Genomic DNA, 12,888 nt, shown 5'->3' with positions numbered 1-12,888 from the left:
ATATTGACCTGTAGAATCTAAGCTTCTAACAAAGCCTGAGCTTGCGCTTGCAGACCAGCGATGGCTTCCTCTGACAATACCAACTGTCCAGTTCCCCATGCTTCTGGATTGACAGTTGTACCTGTAAACTCACCAACGACTTGCATGCGAACAAATGGTAGGAGTGCATGGTAGCTAGCGAACATTGGCTCGTGTCCAGCATTGGCAACAGATGATACAGTAACGATTTTGTCTTGTAGTGCAGATGGGCCACGTGTTTCTGACAAGTCTAGGGCACGGCTGAGCCAGTCAATCAAGTTCTTCATAGTACCTGGAATAGCAAAGTTGTAAACTGGTGAGAAAATCCAGATAGCATCTGCAGCCATAATCGCATCGCGTGCAGCTTGGACAGCAGGCAAGACTGGTGTTTCAAGGTCTTGATTCATAAGCGGGATTTCTTTATAGTTAAGATAAGATACAGTTGCTTGACCTTCTAAGATGCTTTCAGCCTGTTTAGCCATTTGGTGGTTGAATGAACCTTCACGTAGTGAACCGACGATAAATAGAATGTTTTTCATGTTTTTTTCTTCCTTTTTTGTAAATATATTTTTGAAAACTGAGATTAGTGACATAGGTACTCCTTTGTATTATATAGTGCAATGGATAATCATTGTATCGCTCCTTTTGAGAAAATACTTTCCTGCTCTCGCAGTTTATGGTATTATTGTAACAGGTACTAAAAATAAAACAAGTACGATTTTTTTAAATAGTCACTATCTTTTTGTGAAGTAATGAATAATATCAAAGGAAAATAAAGGAGAAATAATGCCAACATTTACATCTCATACCGTGCCAGAGTGTCCTTATGTGACCACTCAGAGTGTCTTATCTGGGAAATGGAGTATCTTATTACTACATCATATCGAAGAAGGTCCCATTCGGTTTAATGAAATGCACCGTCGATTGACAGGGATTTCCCAAGCAACTCTGACCAAGCAGTTGCGTCAGCTGGAAGATGATGGTTTAATCACTCGGAAGGTTTATGCACAGGTTCCGCCAAGAGTAGAATATGAACTGAGCGAGATTGGTCAGGAATTTAAGTTGGTTTTGGAGCAAATTGAAGTTTTTGGGGATAAGTACATCGAATTTGTCAAAGCAAAAAAATCTGAATGAGTTCATATCTCATTCAGATTTTTGTCTTTTATAGTTCGTCATCCTTAACAGCGTCTAGCCAGCTAGCAGCAGCTTTGGCGGTGCTTTCGAGGGCACCTTCTTTGAATGGTGATTGGAGGTTTGCGGCTTCAACCACTTGCAAGAAAGACTTGGTGCCACCCAAATCACAGATGCGGATGTAGTCTTCCCAAGCATTTTCATCGTGATCCACCTGCGTGCGTTTCCAGAATTGGAGGGCGCAGACTTGAGCTAAGGTATAGTCGATGTAATAGAATGGGCTGGCAAAGATATGCCCCTGACGGTACCAGAAGATACCACGGTTGAGGGCTTCTGACTCAGAATAATCGCGGTCTGGCAAGTAGAGCTCTTGGAGTTTTTTCCAAGTCGCCTTACGTTCTGCTGGTGTCATCTCTGGGCGTTCATAGACTTCGTGCTGGAAGTGGTCCACCAAGACACCGTAAGGTAAGAAGAGAAGGGCACTTGCCAAGTGGGTAAACTTGTACTTATCCACCTGTTCCTTGAAGAAACGGTCCATCCATGGCCACGTCATAAATTCCATAGACATGGAGTGGATTTCACAGGTTTCATAGGTTGGCCAAACAACTTCTGGACTTTGAATCCAACGCGAACGATAGACTTGGAAGGCGTGACCTGCTTCGTGAGTCAAGACATCAATATCACCGCTGGTTCCGTTGAAGTTGGAGAAGATGAATGGGCTCTTGAAGTCAGGGATATAGGTACAGTAGCCACCGCTGTTTTTGCCTGGTTTTGCAACCAAGTCCAAGAGTTCATGCTCAATCATGAAATCGAAGAACTCGCCTGTTTCTGCGGACAATTCGCGGTACATGTCTTGGGCTTGGCTGACGATAAAATCAGGGTCACCTTGTGGGACCGCATTGCCGTCTAAGAACTCAAGATTGAGGTCGTAGTGTTTCAGGCTTGGAACTTGCAAGCGTTTGGCTTGGCGTTCACGAAGATTCTGCACAATCGGTACGATATGCTTGAGGATTTCCTCACGGTAAACCTTGACCATGTCACGATTATAGTCGAAACGGTTCATCTTGAGGTAGCCGTATTCCACATAGTCCTTGAAGCCGAGTTTGTGGGCGATTTCTGTGCGGACTTTTACTAATTCATCGTAAACACGGTCAAAATCAGCTTCCTTGCTTTCAAAGAAGGCAGTTGTAGCAGCAGAAGCAGCCTTGCGGACCTCGCGGTCAGTTGATTGACCGAATGGCCCCATTTGTGCCAGATTGTAGGTCTGACCTTGGAAATCAATCTCTGCTCCAGCAATCAGTTTGCTGTACTCATCCGTCAATTCATTTTCCTTTTGGAACAAAGGAATCACAGCTGATGAGAAGGTTTTGAGCTTGTTTTCGGCCTGCATGAAGAAGGTTTTAGGCAAGATATCTGACAACTCTTCCTTATAAGGCGTCTGGACAATGACACGGTAGTAGTTGGTGGTCAATTCTTCAAAAAGTGGCGAATATTCATTCCAAAACTTGGTTTCTTCATTGTAGAACTCATCGTTCATGTCGATAGTATGACGGATCATCCAGAGGTTGTACTGGGTATCGACCAAGTTGAGTAATTTTGTAACAGCTGCCACAAGTGTACGAGTTGTTTCCAAGTCACTTGCCTGAGCCAACTGGTCGGTCAGGTCAGTAAATTGAGCCTTGATAGCTTCATAATCGGGACGGACATAGGTATAGTCTGAAAATTTCATATGTTTCTCCTTTTGTATTGCTACCTTCTATCTTACTCTTTTTGAAAACGTTTGGCAAATCCCGACCCGTCCATGTTCACAAGTCTTTCTATTTATGGTAAAATGTAGGAGATTATTAGAAAAATGAGGTTGTAGACATGTCTAAATTTTTAGTTTTTGGTCACCAAAATCCTGATACAGATGCCATTGCATCATCGTACGGCTGGGCTCACTTGGAGCGTGAAGTGTTTGGTCGTGATGCGGAAGCAGTTGCACTTGGAACGCCAAATGAAGAAACAGCGTTTGCGCTTGACTATTTTGGTGTTACTGCACCGCGCGTGGTCGAGTCTGCTAAGGCAGAAGGCGTTAGCCAAGTCATCTTGACTGACCACAATGAATTCCAACAATCAATTGCAGACATCAAGGAAGTGGAAGTGGCAGCTGTTATCGACCACCACCGTGTCGCAAACTTTGAAACTGCAAACCCATTGTACATGCGTTTGGAGCCAGTAGGTTCAGCATCTTCAATCGTTTATCGTGCCTTCAAAGAAAATGGTGTGACGCCTCCAAAAGAAGTAGCAGGCCTCCTCTTGTCAGGCTTGATTTCAGATACGCTCTTGCTCAAATCACCAACCACTCACGCAACAGATCCACAAGTAGCAGCTGATTTGGCTGAAATTGCTGGTGTGAACTTGGAAGAATACGGCTTGGTACTCTTGAAAGCAGGAACCAACCTTGCCAGCAAGTCGGCAGAAGAATTGATTGACATCGATGCAAAAACATTCGGATTGAATGGAAATGACGTGCGTGTAGCCCAAGTCAACACAGTGGACATTGCAGAAGTCTTGGAACGCCAAGCAGAAATCGAAGCCGCTATGACAGCAGCATCAGTAGCAAATGGCTATTCTGACTTTGTCCTCATGATTACAGACATCGTTAACTCAAACTCTGAAATCCTTGCGCTCGGTAGCAACATGGACAAGGTGGAAGCGGCCTTCAACTTCAAGTTGGAAAACAACCACGCTTTCCTTGCAGGTGCCGTTTCACGTAAGAAACAAGTGGTGCCACAATTGACAGATGCTTTCAACGCCTAATGAATTTTTCTACCCACCTCGAACCTGAAGTAGGTAGGAAGGCCTTATCTAGCACCTTCGGGTGCTTTCTTTATTGAAAGGAAAATCATGTCTTATACAGTAAATTTCAAAGAAGTCGAAACGACAGGTTTAGAAACTAGTCCAGTCGCAGAAGTCTTGGCAGGTCTGCGTGCCAATGAAGCCCGCTATTTCTGGAACAAATACAAGCAGGAGTTCGTGGTCTATACACCAGAAGAGAAGCCTGAAATCCTGCCCTTCATCGAGAAGGTCTTGGCAGAGCGGGACATGAACTTTCCATATACCCCGCTTAACGTAGCCCAGCTTGAAGTAGGTGGCATTCTCTGGTCCTTTGTCTTTTATGACAATGGTCTGGCTGTCAATGTCCTCTATACGCTGGAAGAAGGAGGTAAACGAGCTGTCGGATTCAAATTGTCAGACGGCATTGACATTCCCAAAGAATTTGAAGGCAAATTCAAGTTTGCCCGCCAACGCTCCAAACTGGCAGGCGAAATCCGCGGCACCTTCTTTGTTGTCAAGGGCGAGTATTTATAGGATGGCAAATCTGGGGAAACCCAGATTTTTTAAATAATGACTTGACCTGGAGTGGACTTCAAGGTGTATAATAAGCGAAAACAAAGAAAGGAGCCTGGAATGAATATCAAAGAAGTTAGTGATGTAACAGGTCTATCAGCAGATACCATTCGCTACTATGAGCGGATAGGGCTTATTCCCAAAATTGCAAGAAAATCTTCTGGAGTAAGGAACTTTTCGGAAAGTGATGTAGCCATTTTGGAATTTATCCGCTGTTTTAGGAGTGCTGGTATGTCTATTGAGCGCTTGATTGAGTATATGGGCTTGGTGCAGGCAGGAGATAGTACAGTGGAAGCTCGGATTGATTTACTAAAAGAGGAACAGGAAGAACTGCGGTCACGCTTGTCGGAAATTCAGCAAGCTCTAGATCGTTTAGATTATAAAATAGAAAATTACCAGACTATATTAAGAGGTGCAGAGAATCAATTGTTCACAGACGGCGGTAGTTCATTCAAAAAAGGCAGAGGATAACTTCTCTGCCTTTATACTTCATTATTCATTTTTTCTTATAACTTGTTTGGGTTTAAATTTCTTCTTTAGCCCAATTTGAACCAAACGTAGTCCAAGAAAACCCGTCGCACTTGCCAATATGATGGCAACAAAAACAGGAATGCCTACGGATAGATAGACATAACTAGCGATGACTGTTATCAAACTAAAAAATGCGATATTAACAAAAAACAACAATTCCTTTAGACGTTCTTTATTGGTATTTTTTGCCTGATAGGTTTGAAAATTAGCCTTTTTCTCTTTCGGGATATACTCTTCGTACTGGTACTCATGGGACTGATAGTGTCTCAATGCCATATCGTCTCCTTTTCTGCTCCTTAAAGAATACCATAACATTGCTGAAATTTTATGTCATTTATATTACAATAATGTTACAAGAGAAAGATTAGAAAAGTCTGAACATTAAAATACAGGTAGTCACTTATCAGATATTTCTCTTTTTGATATAATTATCTTTATGGAAAAAATTATCATTACAGCAACAGCTGAAAGTATTGAGCAGGTCAAAGAACTGCTTGCAGCGGGAGTTGACCGTATTTATGTTGGGGAAGAGGACCATGCCCTTCGCATCCCAACAAATTTTACCTATGATGAACTCAGGGAAATAGCAGAGCTAGTTCATAGCGCTGGGAAGGAATTGACGGTCGCTGCCAATGCCCTCATGCATCAAGATATGATGGACAATATCAAACCGTTTATGGAGCTAATGAGGGAAATCAAGGTTGATTATCTGGTTGTCGGAGATACTGGAATTTTCTACATCAATAAACGTGATGGCTACAATTTCAAGCTAATCTATGATACATCTGTCTTTGTGACTTCCAGCCGTCAGATTAACTTTTGGAAAGATCATGGAGCAGTAGAGGCTGTTTTGGCAAGAGAGATTCCATCAGAAGAACTCTTTGATATTGCTAAGAACTTGGAAATGCCAGCGGAAATCTTGGTCTACGGCGCCTCTGTTATTCACCATTCTAAACGAACCTTGTTACAGAATTACTACAATTTTACAAAGGCTGATGAGACAGATTTGTCACGTGGACGCGGACTTTTCTTAGCTGAGCCGAGCGACCCAGATAGCCACTATTCTATCTTTGAGGACAAGCACGGTACCCATATCTTTATCAACAATGATATTGATATGATGACCAAGCTGTCAGAATTAGATGAACATGGTTATCATAATTGGAAACTTGATGGTATCTATTGCCCTGGTCAGAACTTTGTTGAAATTGTTAAGCTTTTTGTTCAAGCAAGAGATTTGATTGAAAAAGGCGACTTCACTTATGATCAGGCTTTCCTTTTGGATGAACAGGTACGAAAGCTCCATCCAGCTGAACGTGGCTTGGATACAGGCTTCTACGAATTTGACCGCAATAAGGTTAAATAACAACATTTTTAGCACAATTTATTTACTTTAACCTGGCAGAGTTAGCTCTGTCACTTACTATGTAAGGTCAGAGCACGAAAATGCCTTTGGGCGATTTTCTAAACTCTGCACTAGGTTTCCGAGTGAAACAACATCGTTTACAGTATTCTATCCTGCAAATAGAAAGAAGTATATTATGTCAAAAACATTAAAGCGTCCCGAGGTCTTGTCACCTGCTGGGACTTTGGAGAAATTGAAGGTTGCCATTGATTATGGTGCTGATGCGGTCTTTGTTGGCGGCCAGGCCTACGGTCTGCGTAGCCGAGCTGGTAACTTTACCATGGACGAGATGCGGGAAGGGATTGAATATGCCCACGCCCGTGGTGCCAAGGTCTATGTCGCTGCCAACATGGTAACCCACGAAGGCAATGAAGAAGGAGCAGGAGCCTGGTTCCGTGAATTGCGTGACATGGGCTTGGATGCCGTTATCGTATCTGACCCAGCCCTCATCGTTATCTGTGCAACCGAAGCACCAGGCCTTGAAATCCACCTGTCTACCCAGGCTTCATCAACCAACTATGAGACCTTCGAGTTCTGGAAGGAATTGGGCTTGACTCGTGTCGTCCTGGCCCGCGAAGTGACTATGGAAGAGGTGGCTGAAATCCGCAAACGGACAGACGTTGAAATCGAAGCCTTTGTTCACGGAGCCATGTGTATCTCCTACTCAGGTCGTTGCGTTCTCTCCAACCACATGAGCAAACGCGATGCCAACCGTGGCGGCTGCTCCCAGTCTTGCCGTTGGAAGTACAACCTCTACGACCTCCCATTTGGTGAAGAATGCCGTTCGATTAAGGGGGAAATCCCAGAGGAGTTCTCCATGTCTGCAGTGGACATGTGTATGATCGACCATATTCCAGATATGATTGAAAACGGGGTCGATAGCCTGAAAATCGAAGGCCGTATGAAATCTGTCCACTACGTATCAACAGTGACCAACTGCTACAAGGCTGCGGTAGATGCTTATCTTGAAAGCCCAGAAAAGTTTGAAGCGATCAAGCAAGACCTGATTGATGAGATGTGGAAGGTTGCCCAACGTGAATTGGCGACAGGTTTCTACTATAGCCCGCCGAGTGAAAATGAGCAGCTCTTTGGAGCCCGCCGTAAGATTCCAGAATACAAATTCATCGCCGAAGTAGTGGCTTTTGACAAGGAAACCATGACTGCCACTATCCGCCAACGCAATGTCATCAACGAAGGTGACCAAGTAGAGTTTTACGGACCAGGTTTCCGTCATTTTGAAACGACTATTCAGGACTTGCATGATTCAAATGGAGAAAAGATTGACCGTGCCAACAAGCCGATGGAACTCTTAACTATTAAGCTGGACCGTGAAATCTATCCTGGTGACATGATTCGTGCCTGCAAATCAGGCCTCATCAACCTCTACCAAGAAGATGGGCAATCTCTAACTATTCGTGCATAAACATAAAAAGGCCGAAATTTCAGCCTCAGAACGTAGATAAACTCTTAAAAATATAAAGGGAACTATATACCAGTTTACACTAACCACAATATATAGTATTTGCGTGAATATCAAAAAAAGGCGACTTCTAAACGGAAATCGTCTTTTAATAATGTCTAAACTCTTCAGAATGTTCACTCATATACTCTGCCAACCACTCCATACCATAGGCAATTTCAAAGACTTCCAATATCAGTGAAATGTCTGGTTGAAAACCGTATTCTTTGAGCTTGTGAATAACATCTTTTATGGAATGGATTTTAACCAGCTTAATAATGTCCCCAGCATCCTGCCTGTCTCTATCTCGTCCGCTTTCTAGTTTCATTCCGAGAATGTAAGAAAGTGGAGGAACAAGGACAGTCAGGTTTGAATAGCTATATGCCTTCTCACAGATAGAGCGTGGCGGTATTCTATTCATATTGGCAACGTTATTGTTTAACCACAGTTCTTCAGGCTCGTTCACTCCGAAATCATTACCAACTTTCTCAATAATGCTTCTGATTTTAGCGTCTTCTTGATAAAAGGCATCGACATCCTGTGTTCCTCGAAGATTATAATACTCTAGGACAAAACCACCAACACAAATGATTTCAAGGTCTATATTTTCCTTGGATAATTCTGTGTTGAGAGCTTCAAATAAAACTTTCTTATCCATAATTCCCCTCTCTAAACAGCTTCAGAATATCTTTTGGTTGGCTCTTACGATTGGCTTGTAAGACGTGTTCCCTTGTATGTGTACCGTCTGTTAAGGCATCTTGAAGGGTTGTCTTTTGAAAAGGTGTCAGGGTAGGATTTTTTAACAACTGTTTAACATCATCGGTGGTTAACTTTGTACCATCATCTTGAATAACCTTATAGAGATAGCGAAACCATAAATCACCATCACTTCCAGCGTGTTCGCTGGCTCTTACCATGTAATCATACCAAGTTGTCATTACTGTTCCCCCTTATTTTCTCTAGGGTTATAGTGCATGGCTATCCAAAGTTTCTTATCAAAATCAGATAGTTCTTTTTTCTTTGGATAAACGCAGTCATTCAAATCAGGGAATTTGAGACGATACTTTTTCTCAAAAAAGTTTTGAAACTCCTCTTTATTCTCTGCGACATCAATCAAGGCTTCCAGCTCTGCCATGTGTTTAGCGATTGCTTTTCTATCTACTTTTTTGAGGCTTTCTTTCAACGCATCGTAGACACAAGTCTTTGTTAGTTGAGCGTAAAAAGAACGATGGTTAGTAACAAAATCAAAACTGTACTTCTTATTCCAGAATTTCGTATACTTGTCATAAAATTTATCAGAAAGACTAACCTGATACCCAATTAGTTTACTATCAACTCTTCGAGAAATAGACCTTTCCAATTCAAAATGTAAATCATTTAGTGTATTAGTAGCCATAAATCAGCTCCCTATATTTAGTACGGACACAGGCATTTGAAAGTAAGAGATTAAAACGCTGACTATCCGAATAATCACGAGTATTATAACGGAAAACAAATTCATCTACATAGTCTTGAAGATATTTCTTAGACCATGAATGATAAATTCCTAAAACGCCACGTTTCAATCCAGCCCAAAAGTCTTCAATCGTGTTAGTATAAACATCACCTTGTACATATTCACGAGCACCGTGATTTACAAAGTTATGTCGATACATCTTAGCCACTTTATTATAACCCAGCCATTCGTCTGTGTAAAGTTGAGCAGTCTCTTTGACATATTTGACGATTTGCTCGGTCAATGTTTTTGTCTTTGTATCTGGCACATGATGAGCATTGACTTTTCCTTTGCGTTGTACCATACCTACTACAGCAGATTTATCCTTCAAAGAACGCCCTTGTGCGTTTTTGACTTTTTTGAAATTATGGCGGTTCTTGTTTTTACCGCCAATATAGGTTTCATCAATTTCTACAACATCATCAAGACTATTGCCGTTTTCAGTACCAAAGCATTTGCGAATACGTTCCAGCATAAACCAAGCTGTCTTTTGCGTAACACCTATGTCTTTTGATAGTTGCACAGACGAAATGCCTTTTTTATGGGAAGTTACAAGCCAAATTGCCATGAACCATTTACGCAGTTCAATCTTAGTATTATCAAAAAGAGTGCCAGTTTTGACATTGAAGTATTTTCCTGTATTCTTGCAACGGTATTTATTTCCCTTGCATGTATAGACTTTTGAAGTAGCATCAAAAGGGCTGACAATCACATCGCCCCAAATCATATTTTCTAAATGGTCTATACATGACTGTTCGTCAGGAAAAGCAGATTGTAAATCAAATAATGACTTAAATTCAAACTTCATAACGGATACTCCTTGCTTCGCAATTATATTATATCGAAAATAAGAATATTTGTCAATAAAAATGTAAACTTCTACTATGCAAAATACAAAAAATTTGATATAATAGAACTATCAAAAAGTAAAGGAAATGATTGGTATGAATGCAATCACAGCTCACAGCTCACAGCTCACAGCTCACAGCTCACAGCTCACAGCTCACGCTGATTATGTAATAGGACGTGTTTTTTGTCAAGCTCTAAAACAGGCTTTTTCATATTTTTGTGAGAAAGTTTTTTATATCCTTTCAATTAGTGAGGTGGCATAATGGTCATCTCACTAATTGAAAATAAAGTCTCTGAAACGAAGACAGAAAATATCTTTAGAGAATTTTATGAACCAAATACTTTTTTAGAGAAAAGTGCTATTCCTGATGTATACGGATTTAAATCAAAACAAGGTACAGACTATAAGGGTTTTCCTGATTTTTTCTTAGATAAACAATCCTTTGCAATTATTGTTGAAGCAAAAGCCTTAAAACATTCCTCCGCCGAAGCTGAAGTAAAGTGGTATATGGAAAATAATCTATTGCATAATGGGATAATCGGCATAGCAATATCAGGTCAAGAACTGAGTCAGATTAAAGTTACCTATTATTACAAGGAAACTCCCCAATCTGATATTATTCCATTTCATATAAAAGATAAACTACTTAGCCTTAAAAGCTTAGAAAAACTATTCATACAAAAATTTAAAGGAGAAATTGTAAGTGAATCGGAATTAACTAGTATACTCAAACAGTTAAATGAAACATTCCATGCTGGAGGAAAAGTTCGAGATACAGATAGAAGTTTATTTTTCTCAGGTATATTGATAGCTTTGCGGAACAATAATTTCAGAAACCAATATAAGCATACTACTGCACCTGATGTTGAAGATACCGCTACTACAGATGCAACCATATTAGAAGCTCATAATTTAAACAAGTCTCTATTAGATGCTATAGAAACAGAACTAAAACGAAAAGTCAATAATCTTTCAAAAGAGTTTAATTGGAGAGATAGATTTTCGTTTATTTCAAATATAGACTATCATTTAGAAGACTACATAAATCTTATCTCTCTTATAGAAAATAAAATTTTCGTTCCATTTATTAACAATGAAAAATTAGATATTTTAGGAAAAGCCTATAAAATATTCTTATCACGTTCAGGTCAAGCTGAAAATAAGAATATTATTTTAACTCCAGACCATATAAAATCCTTGATGGTAAAATTAGCTCGTCTCAATGTCGATGATGTTGTCATAGATACTTGTATGGGGTCAGGAGGTTTCTTAATGGAAGCACTTGAGATTTTAAGTAGCTTAGCTCAAGATGACCTTGAGAAACAAGATTATATTAGACAAAATCAGTTGATAGGTTTTGAAAACGATTCTGTATTATTCGCATTAGCGTGTTCAAATATGTTCTTGCATGGTGATGGTCGCTCTAATTTGATGTTCCGGAGTAGTTTGCTGTCAGACACCTCGCAAGCAATAGTGAATAATAGAGATGCAATTCTTCTCGAAAAAATCAGAGAAAAGAAACCAACAAAGTGTATAATCAATCCTCCCTATGAAAAAACTAGCCCTATAGATTTCACTAAACAGGCTATTGAATATCTTGAACCTAATGGTAAACTCATTATCATTATGCCTACACCAACACTTAGAAAATATCAGGAGGTAGATGGAAAAACAGAGGAAATTTTACGAATGGCTAAATTGGATTTTGTAATCAAAATGCCATTTAACCTGTTTACTGAACAAGGTCGGTCGGTGAACACATCAATTTTTGGATTTACAAAGACAAAGCACAATGAAAATGACGAAGTATTATTCTACAACTTAGAAGAAGATGGCTTTGAATCTATTCAGCATAAAGGAAGAGTTGATGTTGCCAATCGGTGGAATGACATTGAAAATCAAATCATAGATGCTATTCAAAATAGCAGAGAAATCAAAGGCATATCAGAGAAACGAAAAATATATAAAAACTCTGTCTTAAATTGTTCAGGCTACATAGAACTGGAAGAAAACACATCAAAAACATTAGTGAAATTTAGCGATATTTTTGAAATTTCTCCAAAAGGTAGTCTTGCTTCAACCAAAAATGACTCTAGCGGAAAATATGATTTTATTACCGCTTCAGATGAGTGGAAAAAACATTCATCTTATGATTATGATAAAGAAGCCCTTGTATATGCACTTTATGCAGCAGGTTCTTTAGGAAAATCTCAATATGTTAACGGAAAGTTTACACCAAGTAATTTATGTGTTGTTCTGACACAAAAAAATGAGAAATACCCTGTAAATTTGAAGTTTTATAACTGGTATCTTGAAGCCATTCGTAAACAACTTGTATCTGATTTAGCAGACGGTACATCTAAATTAACTATTCCAAGAGATGACTTGCTACCTGATTACTATATAGAATATTTCCCCATCGAGGAGCAGGATAGATTTGTGGAAAAATATATAGTGCCTTATGAAAAACTACAACAAAGACTGAAATTAGAAGAAGAAAAACTCAAAGATGAAATGTCTTCCCTAATTTAAGTAACTTCAATGAAAAAGACGATTTCCGAAAGAAAGTCGTCTTTTTTGATATTATCGAAACACTACATATTGTG

General features: G+C 39.9%; 14 protein-coding genes. 7 read left to right on the top strand and 7 right to left on the bottom strand.

The genetic code is table 11. The features are described from left to right. Window positions 1-17: 17 nt before the first annotated feature. On the bottom strand, window positions 18-557 hold the full coding sequence (locus tag NOL38_RS02905; RefSeq protein WP_172064268.1) for an NADPH-dependent FMN reductase: 540 nt from the start codon (window positions 555-557) through the stop codon (window positions 18-20). A 247-nt stretch (window positions 558-804) separates the two neighbouring features. Here NOL38_RS02905 and NOL38_RS02900 point away from each other — a divergent pair, with 247 nt between their 5' ends. Beyond that, window positions 805-1,152, top strand: a complete 348-nt coding sequence (locus NOL38_RS02900; protein WP_277941316.1) for a winged helix-turn-helix transcriptional regulator — start codon at window positions 805-807, stop codon at window positions 1,150-1,152. 28 nt (window positions 1,153-1,180) lie between these two features. On the opposite strand, the gene NOL38_RS02895 is transcribed toward NOL38_RS02900, so the two are convergent. After that, on the bottom strand, window positions 1,181-2,878 hold the full coding sequence (locus tag NOL38_RS02895) for a M3 family oligoendopeptidase (RefSeq protein WP_277941315.1): 1,698 nt from the start codon (window positions 2,876-2,878) through the stop codon (window positions 1,181-1,183). A 137-nt stretch (window positions 2,879-3,015) separates the two neighbouring features. Between NOL38_RS02895 and NOL38_RS02890 the strand changes: the two genes are divergently transcribed. The 3 genes from NOL38_RS02890 (at window position 3,016) to nmlR (ending at window position 5,013) form a co-directional block, all read left to right on the top strand. Continuing rightward, window positions 3,016-3,951 carry a manganese-dependent inorganic pyrophosphatase gene (locus NOL38_RS02890; RefSeq protein ID WP_277941314.1) on the top strand — a complete coding sequence of 312 codons (936 nt, stop codon included), beginning with the start codon at window positions 3,016-3,018 and terminating at the stop codon, window positions 3,949-3,951. A gap of 87 nt (window positions 3,952-4,038) precedes the next feature. Further along, window positions 4,039-4,503: a DUF8821 family protein gene (locus tag NOL38_RS02885; RefSeq protein ID WP_277941313.1), complete on the top strand. Its 465-nt coding sequence runs from the start codon at window positions 4,039-4,041 to the stop codon at window positions 4,501-4,503. Between the two features lie 99 nt (window positions 4,504-4,602). Continuing rightward, window positions 4,603-5,013 (top strand): stress response transcriptional regulator NmlR, encoded by a 411-nt coding sequence (gene nmlR / locus NOL38_RS02880; protein WP_002942889.1) that lies wholly within the window; start codon window positions 4,603-4,605, stop codon window positions 5,011-5,013. 21 nt (window positions 5,014-5,034) lie between these two features. Here nmlR and NOL38_RS02875 read toward each other — a convergent pair whose 3' ends face one another. Then, window positions 5,035-5,349, bottom strand: a complete 315-nt coding sequence (locus NOL38_RS02875; RefSeq protein ID WP_002938687.1) for a DUF3270 domain-containing protein — start codon at window positions 5,347-5,349, stop codon at window positions 5,035-5,037. A gap of 160 nt (window positions 5,350-5,509) precedes the next feature. On the opposite strand from NOL38_RS02875, the gene NOL38_RS02870 reads away from it, so the two are divergent. Both NOL38_RS02870 and NOL38_RS02865 read left to right on the top strand, forming a co-directional pair. After that, window positions 5,510-6,439: a peptidase U32 family protein gene (locus tag NOL38_RS02870; RefSeq protein WP_002942891.1), complete on the top strand. Its 930-nt coding sequence runs from the start codon at window positions 5,510-5,512 to the stop codon at window positions 6,437-6,439. Window positions 6,440-6,614: 175 nt separating this feature from the next. Continuing rightward, window positions 6,615-7,901, top strand: coding sequence for a peptidase U32 family protein (locus NOL38_RS02865; RefSeq protein ID WP_277941312.1), 1,287 nt, complete (start codon window positions 6,615-6,617; stop codon window positions 7,899-7,901). A gap of 145 nt (window positions 7,902-8,046) precedes the next feature. Here NOL38_RS02865 and NOL38_RS02860 read toward each other — a convergent pair whose 3' ends face one another. Genes NOL38_RS02860 through NOL38_RS02845 form a run of 4 tightly spaced genes read right to left on the bottom strand, consistent with a single transcriptional unit; the run spans window position 8,047 to window position 10,240 of the window. After that, the gene (locus NOL38_RS02860) at window positions 8,047-8,595 is read right to left on the bottom strand and encodes a DUF6036 family nucleotidyltransferase (RefSeq protein ID WP_277941311.1); all 549 of its coding nucleotides are present in this window, start codon (window positions 8,593-8,595) and stop codon (window positions 8,047-8,049) included. Beyond that, window positions 8,588-8,875 (bottom strand): hypothetical protein, encoded by a 288-nt coding sequence (locus NOL38_RS02855; RefSeq protein WP_024385310.1) that lies wholly within the window; start codon window positions 8,873-8,875, stop codon window positions 8,588-8,590. The genes NOL38_RS02860 and NOL38_RS02855 overlap by 8 nt, the downstream gene beginning before the upstream one ends. After that, window positions 8,875-9,333 (bottom strand): hypothetical protein, encoded by a 459-nt coding sequence (locus tag NOL38_RS02850; protein ID WP_277941310.1) that lies wholly within the window; start codon window positions 9,331-9,333, stop codon window positions 8,875-8,877. Before NOL38_RS02850 ends, NOL38_RS02855 begins: the two co-directional genes overlap by 1 nt. After that, the gene (locus NOL38_RS02845) at window positions 9,323-10,240 is read right to left on the bottom strand and encodes an IS1595 family transposase (RefSeq protein WP_277941309.1); all 918 of its coding nucleotides are present in this window, start codon (window positions 10,238-10,240) and stop codon (window positions 9,323-9,325) included. Before NOL38_RS02845 ends, NOL38_RS02850 begins: the two co-directional genes overlap by 11 nt. 303 nt (window positions 10,241-10,543) lie before the next feature. On the opposite strand from NOL38_RS02845, the gene NOL38_RS02840 reads away from it, so the two are divergent. Next, entirely contained in the window at window positions 10,544-12,814 is a 2,271-nt protein-coding gene (locus NOL38_RS02840) for an N-6 DNA methylase (protein WP_277941308.1), read from the top strand. Window positions 12,815-12,888 lie beyond the last annotated feature (74 nt).

This window comes from Streptococcus suis (assembly GCF_029616525.1).
GTDB lineage: Bacteria > Bacillota > Bacilli > Lactobacillales > Streptococcaceae > Streptococcus > Streptococcus suis_AF.
The sequence above is the reverse complement of the archived record's forward strand: the minus strand, read 5'-3'. Positions and strand labels throughout refer to the sequence as shown.

Bases quoted from the DNA above. Each gene is read 5' to 3' on its own strand.
- NOL38_RS02850 (WP_277941310.1), bottom strand. From the start codon at position 9,333: ATGGCTACTAATACACTAAATGATTTACATTTTGAATTGGAAAGGTCT.
- NOL38_RS02885 (WP_277941313.1), top strand. From the start codon at position 4,039: ATGTCTTATACAGTAAATTTCAAAGAAGTCGAAACGACAGGTTTAGAA.
- NOL38_RS02845 (WP_277941309.1), bottom strand. From the start codon at position 10,240: ATGAAGTTTGAATTTAAGTCATTATTTGATTTACAATCTGCTTTTCCT.
- NOL38_RS02855 (WP_024385310.1), bottom strand. From the start codon at position 8,875: ATGACAACTTGGTATGATTACATGGTAAGAGCCAGCGAACACGCTGGA.
- NOL38_RS02865 (WP_277941312.1), top strand. From the start codon at position 6,615: ATGTCAAAAACATTAAAGCGTCCCGAGGTCTTGTCACCTGCTGGGACT.
- NOL38_RS02900 (WP_277941316.1), top strand. From the start codon at position 805: ATGCCAACATTTACATCTCATACCGTGCCAGAGTGTCCTTATGTGACC.
- NOL38_RS02860 (WP_277941311.1), bottom strand. From the start codon at position 8,595: ATGGATAAGAAAGTTTTATTTGAAGCTCTCAACACAGAATTATCCAAG.
- NOL38_RS02870 (WP_002942891.1), top strand. From the start codon at position 5,510: ATGGAAAAAATTATCATTACAGCAACAGCTGAAAGTATTGAGCAGGTC.
- NOL38_RS02840 (WP_277941308.1), top strand. From the start codon at position 10,544: ATGGTCATCTCACTAATTGAAAATAAAGTCTCTGAAACGAAGACAGAA.
- nmlR (WP_002942889.1), top strand. From the start codon at position 4,603: ATGAATATCAAAGAAGTTAGTGATGTAACAGGTCTATCAGCAGATACC.
- NOL38_RS02895 (WP_277941315.1), bottom strand. From the start codon at position 2,878: ATGAAATTTTCAGACTATACCTATGTCCGTCCCGATTATGAAGCTATC.
- NOL38_RS02875 (WP_002938687.1), bottom strand. From the start codon at position 5,349: ATGGCATTGAGACACTATCAGTCCCATGAGTACCAGTACGAAGAGTAT.
- NOL38_RS02905 (WP_172064268.1), bottom strand. From the start codon at position 557: ATGAAAAACATTCTATTTATCGTCGGTTCACTACGTGAAGGTTCATTC.
- NOL38_RS02890 (WP_277941314.1), top strand. From the start codon at position 3,016: ATGTCTAAATTTTTAGTTTTTGGTCACCAAAATCCTGATACAGATGCC.